Source organism: Sphingopyxis sp. GW821-FHT10B01 (assembly GCF_059415685.1).
In genome coordinates this window covers 73,639-99,050 of sequence record NZ_JBWKNS010000006.1, presented here as the reverse complement: position 1 = coordinate 99,050, position 25,412 = coordinate 73,639, and the positions used below count along the sequence as shown (strand labels likewise).

22 protein-coding genes are annotated in these 25,412 nt (G+C 63.2%); 8 read left to right on the top strand and 14 right to left on the bottom strand.

Annotation, left to right across the window (positions count from 1 at the left end):
- Positions 1-47 precede the first annotated feature (47 nt).
- Positions 48-1,445, bottom strand: coding sequence for an amino acid permease (locus tag AC07NV_RS17870; RefSeq protein ID WP_495167744.1), 1,398 nt, complete (start codon positions 1,443-1,445; stop codon positions 48-50).
- 108 nt (positions 1,446-1,553) lie between these two features.
- The gene (locus AC07NV_RS17865) at positions 1,554-1,841 is read right to left on the bottom strand and encodes a 4a-hydroxytetrahydrobiopterin dehydratase (protein ID WP_495167743.1); all 288 of its coding nucleotides are present in this window, start codon (positions 1,839-1,841) and stop codon (positions 1,554-1,556) included.
- Positions 1,842-1,893: 52 nt separating this feature from the next.
- Here AC07NV_RS17865 and AC07NV_RS17860 point away from each other — a divergent pair, with 52 nt between their 5' ends.
- From AC07NV_RS17860 to AC07NV_RS17845, 4 genes are read left to right on the top strand one after another with little or no spacing between them, the layout of a single operon-like run.
- Positions 1,894-2,322, top strand: a complete 429-nt coding sequence (locus tag AC07NV_RS17860) for a metallopeptidase family protein (protein ID WP_495167742.1) — start codon at positions 1,894-1,896, stop codon at positions 2,320-2,322.
- Positions 2,319-2,903, top strand: a complete 585-nt coding sequence (ccmA, locus tag AC07NV_RS17855) for a heme ABC exporter ATP-binding protein CcmA (protein WP_495167741.1) — start codon at positions 2,319-2,321, stop codon at positions 2,901-2,903. Before AC07NV_RS17860 ends, ccmA begins: the two co-directional genes overlap by 4 nt.
- The gene (locus AC07NV_RS17850) at positions 2,900-3,547 is read left to right on the top strand and encodes a heme exporter protein CcmB (RefSeq protein ID WP_495167740.1); all 648 of its coding nucleotides are present in this window, start codon (positions 2,900-2,902) and stop codon (positions 3,545-3,547) included. Before ccmA ends, AC07NV_RS17850 begins: the two co-directional genes overlap by 4 nt.
- Positions 3,544-3,957 (top strand): VOC family protein, encoded by a 414-nt coding sequence (locus AC07NV_RS17845; protein WP_495167739.1) that lies wholly within the window; start codon positions 3,544-3,546, stop codon positions 3,955-3,957. The genes AC07NV_RS17850 and AC07NV_RS17845 overlap by 4 nt, the downstream gene beginning before the upstream one ends.
- A 598-nt stretch (positions 3,958-4,555) precedes the next feature.
- Here AC07NV_RS17845 and rplA read toward each other — a convergent pair.
- From rplA to secE, 5 genes are all read right to left on the bottom strand, one after another.
- A complete protein-coding gene (rplA, locus tag AC07NV_RS17840) occupies positions 4,556-5,254 on the bottom strand; it encodes a 50S ribosomal protein L1 (protein ID WP_495167738.1) in 699 nt (232 codons plus the stop codon).
- 4 nt (positions 5,255-5,258) lie between these two features.
- Positions 5,259-5,690, bottom strand: coding sequence for a 50S ribosomal protein L11 (gene rplK, locus AC07NV_RS17835; RefSeq protein ID WP_495167737.1), 432 nt, complete (start codon positions 5,688-5,690; stop codon positions 5,259-5,261).
- A 153-nt stretch (positions 5,691-5,843) separates the two neighbouring features.
- On the bottom strand, positions 5,844-6,782 hold the full coding sequence (locus tag AC07NV_RS17830; protein WP_495167736.1) for an acyl-CoA thioesterase: 939 nt from the start codon (positions 6,780-6,782) through the stop codon (positions 5,844-5,846).
- A gap of 52 nt (positions 6,783-6,834) precedes the next feature.
- Complete coding sequence (gene nusG / locus AC07NV_RS17825) at positions 6,835-7,371, bottom strand: transcription termination/antitermination protein NusG (RefSeq protein ID WP_495167735.1); 537 nt, start codon at positions 7,369-7,371, stop codon at positions 6,835-6,837.
- Positions 7,372-7,405: 34 nt separating this feature from the next.
- On the bottom strand, positions 7,406-7,603 hold the full coding sequence (gene secE / locus AC07NV_RS17820) for a preprotein translocase subunit SecE (RefSeq protein WP_495167734.1): 198 nt from the start codon (positions 7,601-7,603) through the stop codon (positions 7,406-7,408).
- A gap of 278 nt (positions 7,604-7,881) precedes the next feature.
- On the opposite strand from secE, the gene AC07NV_RS17815 reads away from it, so the two are divergent.
- On the top strand, positions 7,882-9,555 hold the full coding sequence (locus AC07NV_RS17815; protein ID WP_495167733.1) for a hypothetical protein: 1,674 nt from the start codon (positions 7,882-7,884) through the stop codon (positions 9,553-9,555).
- A gap of 118 nt (positions 9,556-9,673) precedes the next feature.
- On the opposite strand, the gene AC07NV_RS17810 is transcribed toward AC07NV_RS17815, so the two are convergent.
- On the bottom strand, positions 9,674-10,990 hold the full coding sequence (locus tag AC07NV_RS17810; RefSeq protein ID WP_495167732.1) for an MFS transporter: 1,317 nt from the start codon (positions 10,988-10,990) through the stop codon (positions 9,674-9,676).
- Positions 10,991-11,086: 96 nt separating this feature from the next.
- Positions 11,087-11,722 carry a TetR/AcrR family transcriptional regulator gene (locus AC07NV_RS17805; protein WP_495167731.1) on the bottom strand — a complete coding sequence of 212 codons (636 nt, stop codon included), beginning with the start codon at positions 11,720-11,722 and terminating at the stop codon, positions 11,087-11,089.
- Between the two features lie 110 nt (positions 11,723-11,832).
- On the opposite strand from AC07NV_RS17805, the gene AC07NV_RS17800 reads away from it, so the two are divergent.
- From AC07NV_RS17800 to AC07NV_RS17790, 3 genes are read left to right on the top strand one after another with little or no spacing between them, the layout of a single operon-like run.
- A complete protein-coding gene (locus AC07NV_RS17800; RefSeq protein WP_495167730.1) occupies positions 11,833-12,987 on the top strand; it encodes an efflux RND transporter periplasmic adaptor subunit in 1,155 nt (384 codons plus the stop codon).
- Positions 12,988-12,993: 6 nt separating this feature from the next.
- Positions 12,994-16,158: a multidrug efflux RND transporter permease subunit gene (locus AC07NV_RS17795; protein ID WP_495167729.1), complete on the top strand. Its 3,165-nt coding sequence runs from the start codon at positions 12,994-12,996 to the stop codon at positions 16,156-16,158.
- Positions 16,151-17,551: an efflux transporter outer membrane subunit gene (locus AC07NV_RS17790; RefSeq protein WP_495167728.1), complete on the top strand. Its 1,401-nt coding sequence runs from the start codon at positions 16,151-16,153 to the stop codon at positions 17,549-17,551. Before AC07NV_RS17795 ends, AC07NV_RS17790 begins: the two co-directional genes overlap by 8 nt.
- A 29-nt stretch (positions 17,552-17,580) precedes the next feature.
- Here the strand turns inward: AC07NV_RS17790 and AC07NV_RS17785 are convergent, their stop codons facing one another.
- The 5 genes from AC07NV_RS17785 to AC07NV_RS17765 are packed head-to-tail and all read right to left on the bottom strand — an operon-like array spanning position 17,581 to position 25,169.
- Complete coding sequence (locus AC07NV_RS17785) at positions 17,581-18,336, bottom strand: TetR/AcrR family transcriptional regulator (protein ID WP_495167727.1); 756 nt, start codon at positions 18,334-18,336, stop codon at positions 17,581-17,583.
- Positions 18,323-19,909 (bottom strand): AMP-binding protein, encoded by a 1,587-nt coding sequence (locus tag AC07NV_RS17780; RefSeq protein ID WP_495167726.1) that lies wholly within the window; start codon positions 19,907-19,909, stop codon positions 18,323-18,325. The genes AC07NV_RS17785 and AC07NV_RS17780 overlap by 14 nt, the downstream gene beginning before the upstream one ends.
- A complete protein-coding gene (locus AC07NV_RS17775; protein WP_495167725.1) occupies positions 19,906-21,534 on the bottom strand; it encodes a carboxylesterase/lipase family protein in 1,629 nt (542 codons plus the stop codon). The genes AC07NV_RS17780 and AC07NV_RS17775 overlap by 4 nt, the downstream gene beginning before the upstream one ends.
- A complete protein-coding gene (locus tag AC07NV_RS17770) occupies positions 21,531-22,853 on the bottom strand; it encodes a spinster family MFS transporter (protein ID WP_495167724.1) in 1,323 nt (440 codons plus the stop codon). The genes AC07NV_RS17775 and AC07NV_RS17770 overlap by 4 nt, the downstream gene beginning before the upstream one ends.
- Positions 22,854-22,856: 3 nt before the next feature.
- The gene (locus AC07NV_RS17765) at positions 22,857-25,169 is read right to left on the bottom strand and encodes a TonB-dependent receptor (RefSeq protein ID WP_495167723.1); all 2,313 of its coding nucleotides are present in this window, start codon (positions 25,167-25,169) and stop codon (positions 22,857-22,859) included.
- Positions 25,170-25,412: the final 243 nt, after the last annotated feature.

Below are 25,412 nucleotides of genomic sequence, written 5' to 3'. Positions count from 1 at the left end.
AACTGGGCCCCGCTCCGCCTCCCCGGTCGGAGCGGGGCCCTTTTTTTTTAACCGATGACGGCGTTCCGGCGGGCGTAGAGGAAATAGACGCCCAGCCCGCCCACATTCCATACCAGGAACCAGAGCTGCGTCTTCGCCGGCAGGCTGAAAAACAGATAGATACAGCCGAGCACCGCGATACCGCCGACCACCCACGGCATCGGCGCGCGGAAGGTGCGCGGGGCGTCGGGCGCGCGGCGGCGCATGATAAGCATGCAGATCGACACCGCGGTAAAGGCGGCGAGCGTGCCGGCATTGGCGAGCGCGGCGAGTTCGCCGAGCGGGATGAAGCCCGCGAGCACCGCGACGACGAGCGCCGTGAAGATCGTGATCCGCACCGGCGTGCCGCGCGACGACAGCTTCGCAAGGCTGGCGGGCAGCAACCCGTCGCGCGCCATGGTGAAGAAGATGCGGCTCTGGCCATAGAAGAAGGCGAGGATGACGGTCGGCAGCGCGATGATCGCCGAGACCGCGAGATATTGCGCCGCGAGCGGGCTGCCGAGCTCGCGCAGGATCAGCGCCAAGGGTTCGGGGCTGTTGGCGAAGCGCGTGTAGGAAATTGCGCCCACCGCGGCGACCGCAACCGCGATATAGATGATCACACAAGCGAACATCGAGCCGACGATGCCGATCTTGAGATCGCGGTCGGGATTCCGCGTTTCCTCGGCCGCCGTCGCGATCGCGTCAAAGCCGTAAAAAGCAAAGAAGATGATCGCCGCGGCGGCCATCACACCGCGCTCGACGCCGTCGGGTCCCATATGTTTGGTGAAGCCATAGGGGCTGAACGGCTCGAGGTTCGCGGCGTTGAAGGCCGGGAGTGCGACCGCCACGAAGATGACGAGCGCGACCACCTTCACCAGCACAAGGATCGCGTTAAGCGTCGCGCTTTCGCGCGTTCCGACGAGCAGCAGCCCGGCGACAATTGCGATGATCGCGATCGCCGGCAGGTTGACGATACCGCCGAGTTCGGGACCCTGCATCAAGGCCATAGGGACGCTCGCCCACGCCTCGAGCAACGGCGCGGCATAGCCCGACCAACCGACCGCGACCGCGCTGACCACCAGCGAATATTCAAGGATCAGGCTCCACCCGACGACCCAGGCGAGCAGTTCGCCGATCACGACATAGCTGTAGGTGTAGGCGCTGCCCGAGGCAGGGATCATCGTCGCCATTTCGGCATAGGCGAGCGCGGCGCAGGCGCAGATCAGGCCGGCGATGCCGAACGAGAGAATCACCGCGGGTCCGGCCTTGTCGGCGCCGACGCCGATCAGCGTCAGAATGCCCGTGCCAACGATCGCACCGACCCCAAGAGCAATGAGGTGCGGCCAGCCGAGCGTCCGTGCAAGCGTGTGCCCTTCCTGCTTTTCCGGGACGATGGGTTTGCGGCGGAACAGGCTGTCGGTCATGCGGTAGGCTCCCCTTGTGCTTTTCGTCGCTTGTAGGGTCACGGAAAAGCAGCGCAACCCCGCCGCGTCATCGCCGGCAATCGCAAAGGCCGGGATGAACGAGCCGAGTTACAAAAGCGCCTCGATCGCTTCGGCCAGCTTTGCGTCGCGTTCGGATAACCCATCGGCGTCGTGTGTCGTCAGCAGGATGTCGACACGATTATAGACATTCGACCATTCGGGGTGATGATCCATCTTTTCCGCGATGATCGCGACGCTCGCCATGAAGCCAAACGCCTGCGCGAAATCGGCGAACTGAAAGCGGCGTGTGATTGCGTCGCGCACGGGTTCGTGCGTCCATTCGGGAAAGCGGACAAGCAGCGCGCTGCGGGCATCTTCGCCGAGTTTCTGAACCATCTTTTCTTCTCCCGCTGGTCAATTTCGTGCGCCCGCCATAAGGGTGGGCGCGATGAGCGACAAGAGTGCCCTCCCCGATTTGCCGCCCGGCTGGACCGGCGGCGCGCCCGACGCCGATGCGCTGTTTGCGATGGCCGAAGCCGCGCTGGCGACGATGCCCGCCGTCTTTGCCCCCCATATCGAAGGGGTGGTGGTCGCGATCGAGGAATTTGCCGACGACGAAACGCTTTCCTCGCTCGACATCGAGCACCCCTATGAACTCACCGGCCTTTACGAAGGCCGGCCGCTCACCGAACGCAGCATCGACCAGAGCGGTGGCATGCCCGATCGCGTCACCCTGTATCGCATCCCGATCCTTGTCGAATGGATCGAGACCGGCGAGCGGCTCGATACGCTGGTGCGCCATGTCCTGATCCACGAGATCGGCCATCATTTCGGCTTTTCGGACGACGACATGCACGCGCTCGAGGATATGGCGTGACCGAACTGCTGCGGCTGGACAGCGTGGCATGCATTCGCAGCGACCGGCTACTCTTCGAAAACCTGTCACTGTCGCTCGGGCGCGGCGACGCGCTATGGCTGCGCGGTCCGAACGGCGCGGGAAAGTCGAGCCTGATCCGGCTTGCTGCCGGCCTGTTGCGGCCCGCCGCAGGCAGCGTCGAACGGCACGGCCGCTGCGCGCTGATCGACGAAGCGGCCGCGCTCGACGCCGAACTTCCCTTGCGCCGCGCGCTCGATTTCTGGGCGCGGATCGATACCGTCGACGGTCACACCGTCGACCGTGCGATGGACGAGATGGCACTGGCGCCGCTCGCCGAGGTGCCCGTATCGATGCTCTCGACCGGGCAGCGCAAGCGCGCGGCGATGGTCCGCGTCATCGCCTCGAGCGCGCCAATCTGGCTGCTCGACGAGCCCGCAAACGGCATGGACGACGCGGCGCAGGCGCGGCTGGTTGCGGCGATTGCGAAGCATCGCGCCAACGGCGGCGCGGTTCTGCTGGCGTCGCATTTTGCGCTCGGCGTTCCCGACCTTGCCGAACTCGATATGGGTGCACGCGCTTGACCGCGCTGCTCGCCCTGTTCTGGCGCGACCTGCAGCGCGCATGGGGCAGCGGGGCGCTGTGGTTGCCGGTGCTGTTCTTCCTGCTCGTCGCCACCGCCTTTCCCTTTGCCGTGGGGCCGGATGCGCCGTTGCTGCGCCGCGCCGGCGGCGGAATGGTGTGGGTCGCGGCGCTGCTCGCGGCGCTGCTCCCGATCGACCGGCTGGTGCGCCCCGACCGCGATGCAGGCATGCTCGACCAGCTCGCGGTGCGGGGGATGGCGGACGAGGTCATCGCGGCGGTAAAGATCGCAGCGCACGCCATCGCCTTTGGCCTGCCGCTGATGATCGCGCTGTTTCCGGCTGCGGCATTGCTCGCGCAGGATGCGGAACGGACCCGATTGCTCGCGACCGGGATCGCCATTGCCATTCCGGCGCTCGCCTCGCTTGCCGTGCTGAGCGCGGCGCTGACCGCGAACCTCAAGGGCGGGAGCGCGATCGGCGGGCTGCTGATCCTGCCACTCGCGGTGCCGATGCTGATCTTCGGCGCCGGGATGCTCGACCCGTCGGGGCGCGGGGCAATCAAGCTGTTGGGGGCGACGAGTTTGCTGCTGACGATGATCGGGCCGTTTGCTACGGGCGCGGCGTTGCGCGGTCTGCGCGAATGACGCGGCAGTCGATTGCGCATATCGCGCTGGTGGTGCGCGATTATGACGAGGCGATCGACTTCTATGTCGGCACACTCGGCTTCTCGCTCGTCGCCGACGACTATCAACCCGCGCAGGACAAGCGGTGGGTGCTCGTCGCGCCGCCGGGCAATCCGCCGGGCGGGGCAACGATCCTGCTGGCGCGGGCCTCCAATGAAGAACAGGCCAGGTTCATCGGCGATCAGGCGGGTGGCCGCGTCTTCCTGTTCCTGCAGACCGACGATTTTTGGCGCGACTATCAGCGCCTGCTCGACAAAGGCGTGCGGATCGAGCGCGAGCCGCTGGAGGCCGACTATGGCACCGTCGCGGTCTTCCTCGACCTTTATGGCAATAAATGGGACCTGATCGAGTTTCGCCAGCTTGACCGCTAGCGATCGATTGTCGACCTTCTCGCATCGTCATCCCGGACTTGATCCGGGATCCATGACGACGGTGCAGCTATGGATCCCGGATCAAGTCCGGGATGACGAAGGTCTGAATGGGGCCAAGAGTTGCTGTTCCCCGGCGAAGGCCGGGGTCCAGGGCGCAACCAGCAGACATTTGCTTTCTAACGCTCTGGGCCCCGGCCTTCGCCGGGGAACAGGAGCGGTAGCGAACGTCCGCTTCCCAACCCAAAGCCGACGTCGCCTTCAAATAAGCCTTTCCTACATTATCCGGCTGTGCCAGCCTTCATCCAGCTCTTTCATTTGGTGGATAAAAGCGGTCGCTGCTTGGCTTGCCGGTACGACCAAGGTGGGGCGCATCTAGCACGCGGCAAGGTCCAAATAGCACGCGGCAAGGTCCAAACCCCGGAACGCACAGGGCTGAACTTTACTGAACTTTGGAATATCACGCGGCGCTTGCGCCGACCGGATCGCGGACCCAACCGGGACGATGAAAGGAGGCCATGGCGGTTCGCCGCCCCCAAAGCCGCCCATAAGAAAAGGGCCGGAGTTTCCCCCGGCCCTTCCCTAAATCATTTGGTGCCTATCAGGCGCCGGTCACGTCGGCCGTATCGACCTTCACACCCGGGCCCATCGACGACGACAGTGCGATCTTGCGAACGTACTTGCCCTTCGCGCCAGCCGGCTTGGCCTTGACGATCGCGTCGACAAAGGCGTCGAAGTTCTGGCGGAGCTTTTCCTCGCCGAACGACAGCTTGCCGAGGCCAGCGTGGATGATGCCGGCCTTTTCGACGCGGAATTCGATCTGACCGCCCTTGGCGGCCTTCACGGCTTCGGCGACGTTCGGGGTCACGGTGCCCAGCTTCGGGTTCGGCATCAGGCCCTTCGGACCCAGCGTCTTGCCGAGGCGGCCGACGATGCCCATCATGTCCGGCGTCGCGATGACGCGGCCATAGTCGAGGTTACCCGCGAGCATGTCTTCCATCAGGTCTTCGGCACCGACCTTGTCGGCGCCGGCGGCCAGCGCCTTGTCGGCATTGTCGCCGCGCGCGAACACGGCAACCTTGACGTCCTTGCCGGTACCGGCGGGGAGCGTCACGACGCCGCGGACCATCTGGTCGGCGTGGCGCGGATCGACGCCGAGGTTGATCGCAACTTCCAGCGTTTCGTCGAACTTGGCCGAAGCCAGTTCGCGAACGGTCTTGATCGCGACGTCGACGTCGTGAAGCTTCAGCGCGTCAACCTTGCCCTCGAGGGCCTTGAGCTTCTTGGTCAGCTTTGCCATCGGTTCAGCCCTCCGTTACTTCGAGGCCCATCGAGCGGGCGCTGCCTTCGATGATCTTCGTCGCCTGTTCCAGATCGTTCGCGTTGAGATCCTTGAACTTGATCTCGGCGATTTCGGTCAGCTTCGAACGCGCGATCTTGCCACCGCTGATCTTGCCGGGCTCCTTCGAGCCAGCCTTCAGGTTCGCAGCCTTCTTGATCAGGTACGTCGCCGGGGGCGTCTTGGTGACAAAGGTAAAGCTCTTGTCGGCGAAGACGGTGATGATGGTCGGGGTCGGCGTACCCTTTTCCATACCGTCGGTCGCAGCGTTGAACGCCTTGCAGAATTCCATGATGTTCACGCCACGCTGGCCGAGTGCCGGCCCGAGCGGCGGCGAGGGGTTTGCGGTCCCTGCCGGAACTTGCAGCTTGATGTAGCCGCTGATCTTTTTAGCCATGATGGCCTCCTATCTTTCTGTCGCCGCGGACTGATCCGGGGCTCAAAATTAGCGGTCGAACAGAAGGGCATCACCCCTTCCTCCCGCGCGGAATCACGCCCTTATCTGACGCGAAGCGGCGCCCATAAGCGCAAAGGCGCCGAAAAACAAGCCTTATGCGTCGGATGTGGGCGGTGTGACCCGCAACAGCCCTTCCTGCATTGCCGATGCGATCAGGGTGCCGTCGCGACGATAGATCAGCCCGCGGTTGATCCCACGACTGCCACCGGTCCAGTCGCTGTCCATCACATAGACGAACCAGTCGTCGACACGGATGTTGCCGTGGAACCACATCGCGTGGTCGAGGCTGGTCGAAAACAACCCGGGGGTCGACCAGGTGAAGCCGTGCGGCAGCAGCGACGAGGACAGGAGCCCCATGTCCGATACATAGGCAAGGAAAGCGCGGTGGAGCAGCGGATCGTCGCCGATCGGCGCCGCGAGCCGGTACCACTGATAATGTTTCGTCCCGCGCTCGGTCGAGGACGGACGAAAATTACGCGTCTCGAACGGCCGCAGCCGCGCCATCCGTTCGAGCTGCGCATCGCTGACATTGGGATCGGCGGCCAGATTTTCGACCAGCTCGGCGCATTCCTCGGGCGGCAGCACGTCGGGCATCGGAGCCTGATGCGTCGCGCCCGGCTCCGGCGCGTGAAAGGACGCCGTGAGGTTGAAGATGACCTTGCCGTCCTGCCGTACGACAACGCGCCGGTTGGCGAAGCTGCGTCCGTCGAAGTCGCGGTGAACGCGGAAATGGAGTGGCTTCGCCTCATCGCCGCCACGCAGGAAATAGGCGTGAAGCGAATGCGCCGGCTTGCCCGGATCGACGGTGCGCGCCGCGGCGGCCAGCGCCTGCGCGATCACCTGTCCGCCGAAGATACGCTGGCGGGTCGGCTTGTCGAACGCGGGAAAGGTGAATTCGTCCTCAAGCCCCGGCACCGGGTCGAGTTCGAACAGGCGCGTTACCGCCGACACGACCTTTTCAGGCGAGAAAGCCGCCTGGATTTCACGCGCGCGATCGATGCGAGCCTGGATCTCGTCGGGAGAAAGGCTCATGCGCATGTTCCGTTCAATGGACGCCGCGCACCTTCACAGGCGCGCGAAGATGTTATTTGAAGCGTTCGACCTGTTCGAAGTCGAGTTCGACCGGGGTGGCGCGACCGAAGATCGACACCGACACCTTGACGCGCGCCTTTTCGAAATCGAGCTCCTCGACCAGCCCGTTGAAGCTGGCGAAGGGACCATCGAGCACCTTGACCTGATCGCCGATTTCGTAATCGACGCGGATTTCCTGCTTCGGACGGGCCGCGGCCTCTTCCTTGCTGTTCAGGATGCGTGCGGCTTCGGCTTCGCTGATCGCCTGCGGCTTGCCCATCGAGCCGAGGAAGCCGGTGACCTTCGGCGTGTTCTTGACAAGGTGATAGACATCGTCGGTCATCGTCAGCTTGGCGAGAACATAGCCCGGAAAGAATTTGCGCTCGGCCTGGATCTTCTTGCCGCGCTTCACCTCGGTGACGGTTTCGACCGGCACTTCAACCGCCTCGACGAACTCGGTGAGGCCCATGCGCTCGGCTTCGGAAAGCACCGAATCGCGAACCTTGTTTTCGAAACCCGAATAGGCGTGAATGATGTACCAGCGCGCCATAAGTGTAACTATCCCGTCCCTGTAATCGCGGCGTTTAGCGCGCGAGCGACGTCAGCCAGCTGACGATCGCGTTGAAAACCGTGTCGACGCCGAAAAAGAACAGCGAAAGGATCGTCATCATGATGATCACCATGATCGTCGTCTGCACCGTTTCGCGGCCCGTGGGCCACACGATCTTGCGGGCTTCGGCGCGCACCTGATTGATGAACTCAGCCGGGCTGGTCTTCGCCATAACGATCGTCCTGTCCTTTAACGTCTTCGGTTCGAGCCAGATGGGTTGCCGCCCGCCGCGCGTCAAGCGCGCTTGGGGCAATAGTCCGCCCACCCTCCCCGAGCATGTCAGCGAAAGGCGGAAGGAAAACGGCGCATCTGTCCGAATGAAAGCGGCCTTTACTTGCGCTGTGCGGCGATTGCAACACCCGTCACTGCCCGCCCCTTCTACATCGATGCAAGCCCCGATTTCTTCCTGCACGATATAGGTTGCGTTGTAGGAAATCGAATGTTCCCATTATGTTCCCGCGCTATTGGAGAACAAAGAAAATGGCATCCCCTTACAACGTTAAAGATTTTGGCGCCGTTGGCGACAATGGAGTACATCCGCTCAGCGAGTTCTACGCTTCGCTGTCCGCTGCCCAAGCCGAGTTTCCGGACGCAACTTCGCTTGACGATCTGATCGACGGGCTGGCCATCAACAAGGCTCTCAACACTCTGGCCAACAGCCCGCATAGCCGCGGCCGCGTTTATATTCCGGCCGGTCGTTATCGAGGTAATACCGGTCCACTTAAGATGCCGAATTGGTGCGCTCTAGAAGGCGACGGCAGCGGCAGGACCATCATCGATAATCAGAGCACGCCAGCAAACTATCCGTTGTTGATCAATCGCGATCCGGTCACGCTCATCAACTCCGCCGTCAAAGGCGTGTCGTTTCACGGCGGAACGCACGGTATCAAGCTTGACGTCGGGGCAGCGGAGGGCCTTCTTTTCGACGACATATCGATGGATTTGCAGACGGTCGCAAACTTCGAGATCAATCAATATCTGCAAACAACGACCTTCTATCATGTTGGTTTTGGAGCAGCGCCGCGTGGCCTGATCATGTCGGGTCCGGTCTGCAACGCCGTCAGCTTCATCAGCTGCGAGTTTACGAATCATACACTTGAGCATGTCTGGCTCAACAGCCCAGAGAATGTCCGTTTTCTGGGTGGCCGTTTCGAAGCCGGAGGCCAACCAGAATGCAATGTCACCGGCAGTATCGCCGGAACGACCTTAACCGTAACAGCCTTGGCAAACGGGGCATTGCGGATCGGCTCCTATCTTGTGGGAGATAATGTTGCTTCGGGGACGGTCATCACGTCGCTCGGCACCGGGACCGGCGGCAATGGCACCTACACCGTCAATATCAGCCAGACCGCAGCGTCCGCCAGCGTCAAGGGCTATACACCAACGATCCGGCTGCATCAGGCTCGCTCGGTCTCGTTTGCCACTTATGTGGAAGCGACGCATGAATATGCGCTGGTCGAGACGGAAAGCCTCAATGGCGTCAAGTTCGACGGCTGCCACTTTACGGGCGCCTCTATCGGAGGGGAACTCATCCCCTATAAGTTCGCCAGCGATGGGCGCGTCACTTTCGGGTCCAACAGCTGGCATCGGAAATCGCCGGGACCCGACCGAATGCTGGTGAACGGCGAGAATCTCGGTGCGCTCGGCAACTCGCGCGCCGACGTCTGGACCATCAAAACCGATCGCCAAGGCAAGGGCAATGGGCGCAAGCGCGATTTCAACGCTGCACGGACATTCGCGCTGCTTGATTTTACGCGCACGAGCGACACCGGGGCCCAGAATGTTTCGGGCAAACTGATGATTACGATGTGCGGTGCAACGGCGGACCTGGGTTTTGCCGCAACCCGCATATTGGAAATCCCCTTCGGCGTGCGGATGATTGCAGGGTATCCGGTCGCGATCAAGTTCGGGCCGTCAGTCGTCATATTCGACGAATCGACCATTGGCGGTCCTAGCGGGTTTTCAATTGCGGCTTCACAAGTCGGTGGCGCCACCCACATGAACGCGCAATTGGAAATCGCCTGTTCTGGTGCGAATATCGCGGGCAACAGCCATGTTTCAGTCGCAATCGAATATAATCAGACGAGCGACAATGGCGTTGCGGCGCAGGTAGAATTCATGTGATCGCTGCCCGCCAACAAACCCATCCTTAGAAGCTCAGCGAGAGAGCCTACCGGCCGCTTTCATCCCGCAATTCGGGGATGAAAGCGGCCTTTGGCTTGAGGCGCGTAGCGGTCGTAAATCAAAGGCGAGCGCTTGCGCGTTGCATCAGAAGCAGCAAGCCCACCATGACAATCCAGCTGACCGTCGGCTGGAGCGCGAACAGAAGATGCAGTTCGCGCGCGGCCGCCTCGCCATTTTTCGGGTCGAAGCCGACAAGATCGAGGAGCGCGTAGCTGACGGCGATCGCGGCGGCGACGCCGAACTTTTGCATCAGGTTCAAAAGCGCAAAGAGAAAGGCCGACCGGTTCCGGCCGCAACGCCCGGCGTCACGCGGAATCAAGTCGGCGAGCATCGAGTAAGTGAAGAGCAGTCCCACGAAGCCCGTTCCGAGCATCAGCGAGAAACCGACCGCTTGCCCCAGACCCCGCGGTTGCTGGAACAATGTCGCAACGAGGAAGCTGGAGATCAGCAGCCCCATCGCCATCATCATCGGCGGCTTGCCGAAGCGGCGCGCAAGGAAGGTCCAGACCGGCGACGCGAAGGCGCCGCCAATGAAGCTCGCAAAAAGCAACACGGCGCTCTGCCCGTCAAGATCAAGCACTGCAGCAGCAAAAAAGACGAAGAGCGAGGTCAGCGACCCGAAAGCGAAGCTGTTGAGGAACTGCACCCCAAGCAACAGCATCAGCGGCGGGAAGGACAAGGATACGCGTATCTCGTGCCGCCAGCCGATGCCGGGCTCTGCCACCACCGCGCGCGGCGGGACATGGCTAAGCGCGAATAGCGCGATCGGCACCATGAGCAGGAAGAGGCTGGCGTATGCGATGATCCGTCCCTGCAAACTGATGCCTGGAATCAGAAGTTGAGCCGCCGCCGGGGCGGCAAAGGCGAAGATCAGCGCAATCTTCGCAAACCAGTCGCGCATCCCGTATAGCAGCGCGCTATCAGCAGGCGAGCCCACCAGCGCCGACCCCCAGGACAACTGCGCGACCTCATAGAGGCTGTAGCTCGAATAGAAGAGCACCATCGTCAGGAACAGCGCCGCAAAGGGCAGTCGGTCGCCAACCGTCACCAGCACGAAAAGCAACAGCGCCAGCGGTACGATCGCCAGCAGCATCCAGCGCCGATGGGCGCCGAGGCCGGTCCGCACGCGATCGACCATCGTGCCGATCAGCGGGTCGACGACGCCGTCCCATATCGTGGTGAGCGAAAAGAGAAGACCGACCAGCGCCACCGAAATCGCCCCACCTTCCGCGATGTAGGGCGGCAGGTAGACGCTGAACGGCAGCCCAAGGATCACCGTCGGCCCTGCCGTTGCGGCATAAGCGGCAACTATCCGCGGACGCAACGCTGACGTTTCGCCGGCCGGGGCAGCCGAAGGCAGGGCGGTACTGGCCAAAACGCGAAGCTCCCGAGACAGGGAGCCGCAGACTTTCAGTTATTGACAATCATGTCAACAGGCAAGCGGATCCACGTCGGATTAGCAAGAACGCCCCTATCGAATCTTGAAATGCGAGAGGAAGGGCTGAAGGCGCCAGTCGATCTGTTCGGGGTCGAGCCATTCGTCCTCGATGCCCATTAACATGCTCAGCATCGAATCGCCGACGACAATATCGAAAAACAGGCGCGCAGCCGCCTCCGGGCGGTCGATGTCGGCCTTGCCTGTCGCCGCCCATTCGGCGAACAGCTCGACCAGCTCCTTGAGCGCGGGCACGTGAAGATCATGGTATATCTGCATCGCGAATTCGTGGTCGCGCAAACTTTCGGATATCAACATGCGCATCAGCGCGACGGCGTGCGGCGATTCCATCAGCTCGCTCTGGCGATGCGCATAGCTCTTCAGGATGTCTACGGTCGACAAACTCCGGGTTGCTTCGTCGCCGATCGACCGCAGCATGACCTCGTCGCACCAACGCGTCGCGATCGCGCGAAGCAGCCCCTGCTTGTTACCGAACAATTCATAGAGCGTCGCCAGCGAACCGCCCGAACGCTTGACGATTTCGGAGAGACTGGTGCGTTCATAGCCCTGCTCGAGGAACAGCGACTCCGCCGCGTCGAGAATGGCACTTTGCCGCCGTTCGCGCGGCGACAGCCTATCTATCTGACATAAAATCGATTCGGACGTGTCCACTTGCAGTTCCTCTCGCTTGCTCTTTTTTGTAATTTAAATTACACGGCGCGCCAACGCAACGTTTTGCGTATAAACAAGTCCCGCACAACTGCGATTATTCAGGGGTCCATATGAGTCGCGTCCGTCCTCTTGCCAGCGCCGCCGGCGCCGCGCTGTCCCTTTTGCTGGCTTCCTGCTCCTCCGAAGCCCCGCCCGCGCCCCCTCCGCCCGAGGTCAACATCGTGACGATCCGCACGCAAGCCGTGCCGAATGTCATCGAACTTCCAGGCCGCGTGCAGGCGTATCGCACGTCCGAGGTCCGCGCGCGTGTCAACGGCATCGTGGAGCGCCGTCTGTTCGACGAGGGCAGCTTTGTCCGGGCCGGGACGGCGTTGTTCCGGATCGATCCGCGCGAACTCAACGCAACCGCCAATGCGGCGCGCGCGCAGCTCGCCCGCGCGCAGGCCACCGCTGCCAACGCGCGTCAGGTCGTGAACCGCTACCAGCCGCTGCTTGCCGATCAGGCGATCGGGAAACAAGAATATGACGCCGCCATCGCGCAGCAGCGCACGGCCGAGGCCGATGTCGCACAGGCGCAGGCCAATCTGGAATCGGCACGCCTCAACCTCGGTTATGCATCGGTGATCGCCCCGATTTCGGGCCGCGCCCGCCGCGCCGAAGTGACCGAAGGTGCGCTTGTCAGCGCCGGCAACGGCACGCTGCTCACCACGATCGAACAGATCGACCGGGTCTATGTCAATTTCGGGCAATCAAGTTCGGACCTGATGACGATCCGGCGCGACATGAATTCGGGCAAGCTGAACCTGCCGCAGCTCGAACGCGTCGAGGTCCAGTTAATCCTCGAGGACGGCAGCGCCTATCCGGTCACGGGCCACCTCGACTTCTTCGACCTGTCGATCGACGAAGCGACGGGTACCGCCGCGCTGCGTGCCGAATTCCCGAACCCGAATTCGGCGCTCCTCCCTGGCCAGTTCGTCCGCGCCCGCATCTTTGCGGGTAACCGCGCCGACGGCGTCCTGATCCCGCAGCGTGCGGTAAAACTCGCCGCCGACGCGGCGAGCGTGATGGTTCTCGATGCCAAGAACAATGCCATACCGCGTCCAGTGAAGCTCGGCGCCATGGTCTCGGGCCAGTGGGCGGTCCTCGGCGGCTTGAAACCGGGCGACCGCGTGATCGTCGACGGGCTGCAAAAGGTGCAGCCAGGCCAGCCCGTGCGAATAGCACAGCCCAAGGGTCGTGCTTCGGCTCCGGCATCGAAGCGCTAATCTGCCATGACCCCCCGCTTTTTCATCGACCGGCCCATTTTTTCGTGGGTCATCGCCATCGGCATCCTGCTGTCGGGCATCATCGCGCTGCGCAGCCTGCCGGTTGAACAATATCCCTCGGTCGCGCCCCCCTCACTGACGATCGGCGTCACCTATCCCGGCGCCGACGCCAAGACGCTCGAACAGAATGTCACGCAGGTCATCGAGCAGGAGCTCAACGGGGTCGAGGGCTTCCTCTACATGGCCTCGACCAGTGAATCGAACGGCACGGCGTCGATAACCCTGACCTTCGAGGCGGGGACTGACATCGACAATGCCCAGATGGAGGTGCAGAACCGCCTGCGCCGCGTCGAGCAGCGATTGCCCGAAGACGTACGTCGGCAAGGCATCTCGGTCACCGAAGCCAACTCGGGCTTTCTGCTGATCGTCGCGATCACCTCGAAAACCGGCGAGACCGCGCCGATGGAGGTCAACAATTTCGCGAACACCCGCGTTCTCGACGAACTGCGGCGCGTTGGCGGCGTCGGCAACGTCCAGGCCTTTGCCCCCGAATATGCGATGCGTATCTGGCTTGATCCGCAAAAGCTCGCGAGCTTTAACCTGTCCGCCGCCGAGGCCCTCGGCGCGGTGCAGGAACAGAATAGCCAGACCCCGGGCGGCCAGCTGGGCGACCAGCCGATCGCCAAGGGCGCGCAGCTCAACGCCGTCATCACGACGCAGGGCCGCTTCACCACGCCCGAACAGTTCGCGAGCATCATCCTGCGCGCCAACCCAGACGGGTCGGCGGTGACGCTGGGCGACGTCGGACGCGTCGAACTGGGCGCGGCAAGCTATCTCTTTTCGTCCGAACTTAACGGCAAGTCGATGGCGGGCATGGCAATCCAGCTGACCCCCGGCGCCAACGCGCTGGCGACGGCGGACGGCGTTCGGGCGCGGATGGCCGAGCTGTCAAAGAGCTTCCCCCCCGACATCACTTGGTCGATCCCGTACGACACGACGCCGTTCATCAGCCTGTCGATCGAGGAAGTGGTCAAAACGCTCGCCGAGGCGATGGTGCTCGTCTTCCTCGTCATGTTCCTTTTCCTCCAGAACTGGCGCGCGACGGTAATTCCGACGATCGTCGTACCGATCGCACTGGCAGGCGCTTGCCTTGGCCTCTGGATGTTCGGCTTCTCGATCAACGTGCTGACCCTGTTCGGCATGGTGCTCGCGATCGGTATTCTCGTCGATGACGCGATCGTCGTGATCGAGAATGTCGAGCGCATCATGAACGAGGAACATCTGTCGCCCTATGAGGCGACGGTGAAGGCGATGACGCAAATCACCTCGGCGATCATCGGCATCACGCTGGTGCTGATCGCGGTATTCATCCCGATGGCCTTCTTCCCCGGATCGACCGGCGGCATCTATCGCCAGTTCTCCATGACGCTCGCGATCTCGATCGCCTTCTCGGCCTTGCTCGCGCTCACGCTGACACCTGCGCTGTGCGCGACGTTGCTCAAGCCGCACGACCAGGCCGAACGCAAGGGCCGCATCGGTGCATTTTTCGACCGCTTTTTCGGTGGATTCAACCGCTGGTTCGGCCGGACCACCGATCGCTATCAGGGCGGCGTCGGCAAGATGCTGTCGGCACCGCTGCGCTGGCTCGGCGTGTTTCTCGCGCTGGTCGCCGTGACCGCGCTGCTGTTCACCCGCCTGCCGGGATCGTTCCTGCCGCAGGAAGACCAAGGCTATCTGGTGACCGTCATTCAAGCGCCGCCGGGTGCGACGACGCAGCGCACGAACGAAGCGACCAAGCAGGTAAAGGCCTTTTTCGCCGAACAGCCACAGGTCGCGAACATCGTGCTGGTCAACGGGTTCAGCTTCTTTGGCCAGGGTCAGGCGAACGCGATCATGTTCACCCCGCTGAAGCCGTGGGACGAACGCAAGGGCGACGGCGACAGCGCCGACGCGATCGCCGGCAAGGCGATGGGCGCCTATTCGAACATCAAGGAGGCCTTTGCTTTCTCGCTGAGCCCGCCGTCGATTCCCGAACTCGGGACGTCGAGCGGCTTTACCTTCAAGCTGCAGGATCGCGGCGGCAACGGGCGCGAGGCTCTGATCGCCGCGCGCAACCAGATGTTGGGCGGCGCCATGCAGAGCAAGCTGCTCGCCAATGTCCGTCCCGAGGGGCAGGAGGATGCGCCGGTACTGAAGGTCGATATCGACCGCATTCAGGCGCGTGCGCTCGGCCTGTCGATCGGCGACGTCAACGCGACGCTCGCGATCAGCTTCGGCAGCGCCTACGCCAACGACTTCACCCGCGAAGGCCGCGTGCTGCGCGTGCTGCTCCAGGCCGATGCCGCGAGCCGCATGACGCCGCAGGACGTCCTCGACCTGCGCGTCCGCAGCGCGAACGGCGACATGGTCCCCTTCGGATCGTTCAGCAAGGCCGAATGGTCGGCCGAAGCCCCGCAGCTCCAGCGCTATAACGGCTATCCCGCGATGACGATCTCGGGCGAACCCGCGCCGGGCCAGTCGACCGGCGAGGCAATGGCCGAGATGGAGCGGCTGGCGCAGACGCTCCCCGCAGGCTTCTCGTTCCAATGGACGGGCATCTCCTATGAAGAGAAGCAGTCGGCGGGCCAGATCGGCATGCTGCTCGGCCTGTCGCTAGTCGTTGTCTTCCTGCTGCTCGCCGCGCTTTACGAAAGCTGGGCGGTGCCGGTCGCGGTGCTGCTCGTCGTGCCGCTCGGTGTGCTCGGCGCGGTGCTTTTCTCGATGTTCCGGGGCCTGTCCGCTGACATTTACTTTAACGTCGGGCTGATTACGATCATCGGGCTTGCAGCCAAAAACGCGATCCTGATCGTCGAATTCGCGATCGAACAGGAAGCCGAAGGCAAATCGACGCTCGACGCGGTGATGGAAGCCGTCAAGCTTCGCCTGCGTCCGATCATCATGACCAGCCTTGCCTTCATCCTCGGCATGGTCCCGCTCGTTATCGCGAGCGGTGCTGGCGCGGCGAGCCGGATCGCGGTCGGGTCGGGCGTGATGGGCGGCATGATCGCCGCGACATTGCTCGGCGTCTTCTTCATCCCGCTCTTCTACCTGTCGATACGCAAGTGGATCAGCCGCAAGCGGCCGCCTGCGCCTGCGGAAAAAGGTCATCATGAGGAGCTCGACCATGCGTAACCTGATCGCGCTGCTCGCGGCGACGACGCTGGCCGGATGCGTCAACATGGCTCCGCCGCACGAGCGCCCGGCGCTGGCGACGGCGCCTGACTATCCGGCCGAATTCGCGGGCGATGTGACGCTGGGTCAGCGCGCCACCGAGGTGAACTGGCGGGATTTCTTTGCCGACCCGCAGCTCGAAGTCCTGATCGCGCAAGCCGTCGAGCGCAATCGCGACCTTGCCGTCGCGATTGCGCAGATCGAGGAAGCGCGCGGCCTGTACCGGATCCAGGACGCCGACCGCTTGCCCACCGTCGGCGCAAGCGCCAATGCGACACGCACTCGCGGCGCGTCGCTGACTGGACCCGGCACCGACACCACAAACCGCTATTCGGTCGGGGTCGGCGCCACCTCGTTCGAGCTCGATTTCTGGGGACGGGTGAAAAATCTGTCCGAAGCCGCGCGCAGCCAGTATCTCGCGACGGAACAGGCCGAGCGCGCCTTCCGCCTGACGCTGGTTCGCGACGTCGCATCGACCTATTTCGCGTCGCGCGGCGCCGAGGAGCAGATCACGCTCGCCGAAGCGACGGTGACCAGCCGCAAGGAAGGACTCCGGATCGCGAAACGACGGCTCGACGCCGGGGTGACCTCTGCGCTCGACTATCGCCAGTCGGAAACGCTGCTGACGCAGGCCGAAACCCAGCTCGCGAGCCTGAAGCTCAGCAAGGCCCAGGCCGACAATTTCCTGAGCGTATTGACCGGCGGTCCGGTGGCTGGCCCCCTGCCCGCTCCGTTACCGCTCGTTGCGCAGGGGCAGTCGCCGACGCTCACCGCAGGCTTGCCGTCGGGCCTGCTCGTCGCACGCCCGGATGTTCTCGCAGCCGAAGAGCGTTTGCGGGCCGCGCGCGCCAATATCGGCGCCGCACGCGCCGCCTTCTTCCCATCGATCTCGCTGACGGGCAATTTGGGCTTTGCGTCGGGCTCGCTCGATAATCTGTTCAGCAACAATGGCCTGACGTGGAGCTTCGGCCCTTCGATCAGCCTGCCGATCTTCGATTTCGGGCGAAACAAGGGCAATCTGACCGTCGCCGAGGCGCGCGAGAATATCGCCGTCGCGACGTATGAACGGACGGTTCAGGGCGCATTCCGCGAAGTCGCCGATGCGCTGGCCGGGCGGCGCTATCTTGCCGAACAGGTCGAGGCCCAGGAACGCGGCACGCTGGCGACGCGCCAGATCGCCGACCTTGCGCGCAAGCGTTATCGCGAGGGTGTCTCGACCTATCTCGAAGTGCTCGATGCCGAGCGCAACCTGTTCGCTGCCGAACAAACGCTGATCGAGCTTCGCCGCGCGCAGGTCGACAATCTGGTCACGCTTTATGTTGCGCTCGGTGGTGGACTGGTCGAGCGCCGCTAAGGCACCATTGTGTTGCGGAGCGCGACAGGTCAGGCCTGTTTCGCTCCGCAGACCTGTCGGAAACCGGCGGCCATGAACGAGGCCATACGCGCTTTGATCGCCTCGAAATCTTCGGATTTGCAAAGGCCGCCCGACAATTTATCGATACGCCCGGTGCGCGCGAGGGTGACCATCAGCGCACCGGTCACGAAATGATAGCCCCAGAAGATATCTTCCTCGGCGCAATCGGGTAACGCGCGTTTCAGAAGGTCGATCAGGCGTAACACGACCGGGTCGAAGTGGCTATCCATGAGCTCGGCGCCCCATTCGGGGGTGTTGGCGACCTGTGCGCCGAGTGCGCCATAATTCTTCCAGCCGTCGCCGCCGTGGATGTAGAGGTCAAGGTCGGTGTCGAGGAACGCGTGGAGTGCGCCTTCGACGGTCGGCTTGCCGCCGGTCGCGCGATCATATTCGTCGAGCGCCTGCATCCGCTCGGTGCTTGTCACCACCGCGCGGCGCGCGAACACCGCATCGAACAGCTTCTTCTTGTCCTCGAAATAATAGTTGAGCAGCGTGTGATGTACACCGACGCGCTTGGCGACATCCTTCAGTGTGACGCCATGCAGACCGTGTCTCGAGAACAGAAACTCTGCCTCGTCGAGAATCTGTTCGATGGTTTCGGCACGCTGTTCGGCCTTGGTCGATCGCCGACGTGTTTTCACCTGCTCTGTCACGATATCGACCTTCAATTCCCTGTTCGTCGACGACAGTGCCAACGTGTCCTTCGCCGGCTCAGCCCTCGCCATATTCGCCCCGCAAGCGAATCTTATCGATTTTTCCGGTCGGCGCCAGCGGCATGGCGTCGAGGCGCACGACCGCATCGGGAATCCACCAGGGCGCGACGCGGCCCTTTAGCGGCGCGAGCAGGTCATCGTCGCCAATATCTTCACCCGTGCGCAGCTCGACGAGAAGGATCGGACGCTCGCCCCATTTGGCGTCTTCGCGGCCGATCACCGCAGCCAGTGACACTTGGGGCAGCGCACCAACGACGGCTTCGATCTCGGCCGGATTGATCCATTCGCCACCCGATTTGATCAGATCCTTGGCGCGGCCCGTGATGACGAGGTTGCCCTTGGCGTCGATACGCGCCAGGTCGCCGGTCGGGAACCAGCTCTCGGCATCGGTCGCAGGCGCGTCCTCGCCGAAATAGCGATTGACCACCGACGCGCCGCGGACATGGAGGTGCCCCTCGCCGCCGCGCTGTTCCGCCAGCGGAATGCCACCCGCATCGGTGAGGCGGAGGTCGACGCCGATCGCCGGCCGCCCCGACACCGCTGCGCTGCGCTGCGGATCCTCTGGCGGCGCGATGACGCCGAGCGGTGACAATTCGGTCATGCCCCAGCTCGTCTGGACGGTGACGCCAAGGCGGTTTTCAAGCCGCTCCATCAGCGCGGGCGCCATCGGCGCGCCGCCGACGATCAGGCGTTTGAGCGAGGGCAGATCGCCACCCATCGCCTCGAGATGTTCGACCAGCCCGAGCCATATCGTCGGCACGCCGACCCCGATCGTCACGCCTTCCGCGGCGATCAAACGGGAGAGGCTGGCGCCGTCGGCCTGACGGCCCGGCAGCACCAGCTTGCCGCCGACCGCAGGCAGCGCGAAAGGCAGCCCCCATGCGTTGGCGTGGAACATCGGCACGACCGCGAGCACGGCGTCGCGGCTGGTGAAAGCCATGACGTCGGCCTGGAGGCTACGCAGCGTGTGGAGAAAGCTGCCGCGATGGGTGTAAGTCACGCCCTTCGGCGCCCCCGTGGTGCCCGAGGTAAAACAAAGGCCGGCCGGTGATGTCTCGGCGAAGTCGCCCCAGATCATTTCGCCGGAGACGTCGGCGATCAACGGCTCGATATCGAAAAGCGGCGAGGCGCTTGCCGACCATTCCCTGATATGTCCGTCAATGACAAGCACGCGCTCGATCGCGGGCGCACGTTCGACGATCAGCCGCGCGAGCGGCAACAGGTCTGCGCTCGCCACCAAAATCTTTGCGCCCGATTGCACCGCCATCGACGCGAGTTGCGATCCCGTCAGCCGCGGGTTGAGCGTATGGCAGACCGCGCCCATGCCCATGACCGCGTACCAGGTCTCGACATGCGCCTGACTGTTCCACGCCAGCGTCGCGATACGGTCGCCCTGCCCGATGCCGAAACCGGCCAGCAACGACGAGATGGCCAGACTACGCTCGCGAAGCGCAGCATAGGTAATCCGTCCGATGCTGCCGTCCTCGCGCGCGGTCACAACCTCGGCCTCGCCGTGCCAGCGCGCGGCGTGGTCGAGAAATTTGTTCAGTGTGAGCGGGTAATCCTGAATGCTGCCGTCGATCATGGGCAATGGTCACCCTTTGCAAGCACCGGCGACAGTATCCCCGTGTTCCAGTTCCATGGCTGATTACCCGCAGCGCGGCGTCGGCACATTGCGGCTTCGTGGAGCGCATACATGCCGGGCATCAAGCGGGCACCGCTGCGCGGTATGTCGGCAAAGGCCATGAAGGCGGCGTCCTTGCCATAAGGGCGCCAGGCCGCCTGCCCCGCTGCCTCGGGTTTGCCCGTTCTGGCGAAGGACACCCAATAATCGCCCATCGCGGTCGCGAAGCGGCGCTCGGCTACTGTATCGGGGATTTTCGGCCAATAGGGCGGCGTGTCGTTTGCCGTGCCGAACACGAAGGGGATTTCGGCGGCGTGGAAGCCGTGTAGCCCGTATTCGCTCGTCGCAGGATAGCCATGGTCGAAGAGGTAAAGATACGCAGACTGACCGAGCGCACTCTGTTTGATCGCGAGGCGTTCGGAGGTCCAGCCATAGAGCGCATCGCGCGGCGTCGCGAGGATCGTTTCGGCCAGATCCTTTGCTGGGTAGAGTTTCAGCCAAGCCTCGGCGAGGTCGCCATATCGTTCACGGATCGCCGCTTCATAGCTGGCTGCACTGGCGGGGGCTGGCGGTGCGAGCATCCGCAGCGAACGGATTTCGCCGATATTGAACCCGGCGATCATCGGTACGGGCGCCTGCTCGCCGCGGTCGAAGATATCGACAAGCTGGTCGGGAAGGATCTTGCCGTCGACCGTTCCCCACGGGAAATAGCCCGCCTTCAGCGCGCCGTCCGAAAGAGCAGTGGCATCCATCGCGCGCAGCACCGTCACGTCGCTCGCGCCAAGAGCGGTTGCGATCCGCATGCCCGCCGCCTCGGCGGCGGGTTCGCCGTGACGGTCTTCCTTCAGCGACGGGGTCGAGATCATATAGGCGCTCTGCGCGATCGCCTTGTGGAACAGGCCGCGCGCCTTGGGTGACGCCATCAGATACATCACACTGAGCGCGCCTGCGGACTCGCCCGCGATGGTGACATTGTTCGCATCGCCGCCGAACGCGCCGATATTATCCTTCACCCATTGCAACGCCGCGATCTGGTCGAGCAGGCCGTAATTGCCGGAGACCCCGTCGGGCGATTCCGCGCTCAGCACCGGATGCGCCATATAGCCGAGCACGCCGAGGCGGTAGTTGATCGACACGACGATCGCACCGCGCGCCGCGAGCTTCGCTCCGTCGTACATGCCCTCATGGCTGTAACCGGTGGTGAGCGCGCCGCCATGGATCCAGACGATCACGGGTGCATCCGTCACCTTTTCGGGCGTCCAGATGTTCAGCGTCAGGCAATCCTCGGAAATCTTCGCGGGTGGATTGGCATAGATGTGTACCGCGGTCGGGCGCGGCTGGATGCAGGCGGCGCCAAAGCTCTGCGCCTTGCGTACGCCCTGCCAGGCCGGCAGCGGTAGCGGCGCTTTCCAGCGGAGCGACCCGACCGGCGGCTGCGCAAAGGGAATGCCCTTGAACTCGCGGACCTTACCGACGGTCTTGCCCTCGAGCTTACCGGCGGGCGCCTCGACCACCGGGCTCGCGGCGATGGCGGGCGCCGCGATCAAAAGCCCCGCAGCGGACAATGCGATGTTCAGTTTCTTCATGCCGCTAACTCCTGCCGGCTATCCTCTCCGCGCAGCCGCCGCGCGAGCCAGAGGAAGAGTCCGATCGCGATCAGATAAAAGGGCGTCAGCGTGTAGAGCGCGGTTTGCAGCCCATGCAGGTCGCCCTGCGCCTTGAACCAGTCGCTGGCGAAGCCGACCCATGTCGGGCCCAGACCCAATCCGATGAAATTCATGATGAGCAGCAGCAAGGCGCCCGCCAGCACACGCTGGTTGGGTTTCACTTCCTCCTGAACCAGCGCAACCGAGGCCGAGAGGTAGAAATAGTTGAAGATCATCACGACGGTGAGAAACGCGAGCGCGAGCGGCCAGCCCGGCGCCCAGACGAAAGCGACGTAAAAGGGCATCGCCACCACCAGCGAAAGCGCAGGCGCGATGGCATAGCCCGCGCGCGATTTGCGCACCATGCGGTCGATGACGCGGCCCGAGACGATCATTCCGCCGCCCATGCCGATCAGAAGCACCAACGCGTACCAGATCGCGACGTCACCGAGGACCATGCCCTTTTCGCGCATCAGAAACAGCACCGCGAAATTGCCAAGGCCATAGGTGACGAACTGCGTCGCACCGCTGCCGAGCGCGGCGAGCATGAGGACGCGGTTCGACAGGAACATGCGCACCGTCGGCCAGAAGGCCGCCTTCTCGTTCGCGGGCGGGTTTGCGGACGGAACCACCGCATCGGTTGCGCCGCGGGTCGGTTCACGTACCGTCAGCCAGACAATCAGCGCCGTCACAATCCCGATCGCACCCACGGCGATGAAGGGGATGCGCCAGCCAAAGCGCTCGGCGATTGCTGCGCCGAACGCCACCCCCGCCGCCGCGCCGATCGCTGGGCCGAGGTTGAAGATGCCGAGCGCCGCGGCGCGCTTTCCGGGCGGATAGGTGTCGGTGATGATCGCATAAGATGGCGGCACGCCGCCCGCTTCGCCGAAGCCGACGACCATGCGCGCGACCACCAGCTGTGTATAATTGGCGGCCATCCCGCACGCGACGGTGGCCCCGCTCCAGATCGCGCAGGCGGCCGACAGGACGCCGACACGGCTGGTCCGGTCGGCGAACCAGCCGACGGGGATCGCGATGAAGCAATAGAACATCGCGAAATAGAGGCCGCTGATCAGCCCGAGCTGCCCGTCGCTGATCTGGAGTGTATCCTGGATCGGCTTCGCGAGGATCGAGAGCAGCTGCCGGTCGAGAAAGTTCAGCACATAGACGAAGCAGAGCATCCCCAACACGAAGCTCGGATTGCCCCCCGGCCGCGTGGACGCTGCGGCCGGGAGAAGGGCGCGATCGGCGACCGCCATCGTTTAGAGACCGTAACCGAGGCGAATGCCGAAAGTCCGCGGGCGCATCGTCCCGAAGCGGCTGTTCAGGAAGGCCTCCGGATGGATGTAGGTGATCGAATGATCGTCGAAGAGGTTTTCGACATAGAGTTGCGCCGATACATCGCCCTTCTTCAGCCCGAGGCTGAGATTGACGTTGCTGTAGGCGTCGGTCTTGCCAAAGGTCGAGAGCGGCACGGTGGGGCGGCCCGGCGTGTTCGGGAAGCTGCTGTTATATGCCCCGATATGCTGGGCGTTGACCGCCAGCATCGCATCGATGTCACTCGCGAGCTTGAAATTATAGGACATATAGGCCGACCCCTGGATGCGCGGCGCCGACAGCCGGTGACCGAGCACGGCGCCCGAAATCGCCGCTTCTGCCGCCGACAATTTGGTGATCTTTGCATCATTATAGGCGCCGTTGAAACCGATCGCCCAGCCCGTCGCGGGGATCACTCCGACCTCGAACTCGAAACCCTTGCTGCGCGCGGCGCCAATGTTAGTCGCGAACTGCACCGAGTCCGACACGCGGTTCGCCTGCGCCTGAATATTGCTCCAGTCGATCTGGTAGAAGGCCGCGTTGATGCTGACGCGTCCGTCCAGCCAGCGGCCTTTCGCGCCGACTTCATAGCTTTTGAGATTGTCGGAGCTCGCACCGAAGGGAATGACGATGTCGCTTGGATCGGTGACGCTCGGCCGGTTGGCAAATGCGTTGACAATCGGGGCGCGGAAGCCCGTCGAGAAGGTCGCGTAGGTAGTGAGCGTTTCGCTCGGCTTGAACGTGGCACTTGCCTTCCACGACGGTTTCGACCCTTTGGCCTTGAGACCCGTCACCGCCGCGTAAGGCGTCAAGTCGGTGAAGGCGACGTTGGAGAAGCCTCCCAACGCAACCTGCAGATAATTCAGGTTAAAGAATGCGGGCGCCGTGGCGAGATAACCGCCCTCTTCGGTGAAGCCCTGCGCCGATGTCTCGCCATAACGCATGCCGCCGGTGAGCCAGAATTTGTCCGAGAAACGATAGGTCAGCTCACCGAAACCCGCCAGCTCCTTGCTGAGCGAATGGGTATATTGCTTCTGATAATATTTGTCGGGGAGCCCTGTGTATCCGCGCGCCGCGAGAAAGGCGGGGTTCGACCGGTAGAAATAATCGACGTCGCGGCGGCGATCGAGATAGAAACCGCCGACGACGAACTGGAACGGGCCGTCGAGCGTCGACGCGAGCCGCGTTTCCTGGACAAACACCTTGTCGTAACCGTCCGCATCGAGGCCGAAAGCGATCGGCGCACCCGGGAAAGATCCCGCCGGGAAGGTCCCGGCAAGGTCGACATAAAAGCGCTGTTTGAAATCCGAATAGGTCGACGAGCTGGTGAGCTTGGCGAAATCGAATTCATAATCGATCGTCGCGTTCGCGATCAGCTGCTTGCCGGTAAAGCGGTCGGGCTCGTCCGAAATCCGCTTGTTGCGGCCGAGCGAGGGGCTCGTCAGCGAGCTGTCCTTCGGATTGCTATATTCGTACGAACCGAGCAGTTTGATCGAAAGCCGGTCGGTCGGCTTCCACAGCAGGACCAGACGCCCGCCGTAATCGACCAGCGTGTTCGAGTTTTTGACCCCGGTCCCGACGTTGTCGAGATAGCCTTCCTCGTGGCGGTAGAAACCCACTGCACGCACCGCCAACCGATCCTCGACCAACGGCACATTGACCATCGCATTATAGCGCTGACGGATCGAATCCGACCCGGTCAGCCCGAGATCGACGAGCGCCGCGGCATCGAAATCATTGAGGTCGGGGCTTTTCTGCAAGATGCGCATCGCGCCCGACAGCGAACCCGAACCAAACAAAGTCCCCTGCGGCCCGCGCAGGAACTCGACGCGCTCGACGTCGAACAGGTTCGGGTCCACGACGGTGGTGTTGCCAATCGTCGAGACCGGAAGCTCGTCGATATAGATGGCGACCGAGCTTTGCAGGTTCGCGTTATAGCCGTTGGTCGCGATGCCCCGCGCGGTAAAATTGTTGAAGTTGGCGGTCGGCTTGTTCAGCACAACGCCCGGCGTCTCGCGCCCGATACCTTCATATCCGACGATGCCCTTTTCGGTCAGCTCTTCCTGCGAAAAGGCCGAAATGCTGATCGGCACATCCTGAATGCGCTCGGCGCGGCGGGTCGCGGTGACGATGATGTCGTTGCCGTCATGCGCCTGATCGGCCTGCGGTGCGGCCTCGGCCGCATCCTGCGCGGCAGCGCCTGCCGGGATTGCGAAAAATGCGCCCGCACATACGGACGCAAACAGCCTTGCCTTCATCTTGCCCTCTCCCATTCATCGCCGCTCGCTCGTCGGCATGCCGCTTTCATGACAGCGGCTCGGCAACGAGTCAACATTCACTCTCACGAGTGTGAATGAAATGATCAACAGGTTGGAAGGATCGTCGAAAAGCAAATTCCAGGCTTGCGGAAATGAAAATCATTCCGGATCAGACCCGGCCTGCTATGCCTACCGCGAAGCCCGCATGACCATGCCGGCGCGTGCTATCCGGGGACAAGTGCG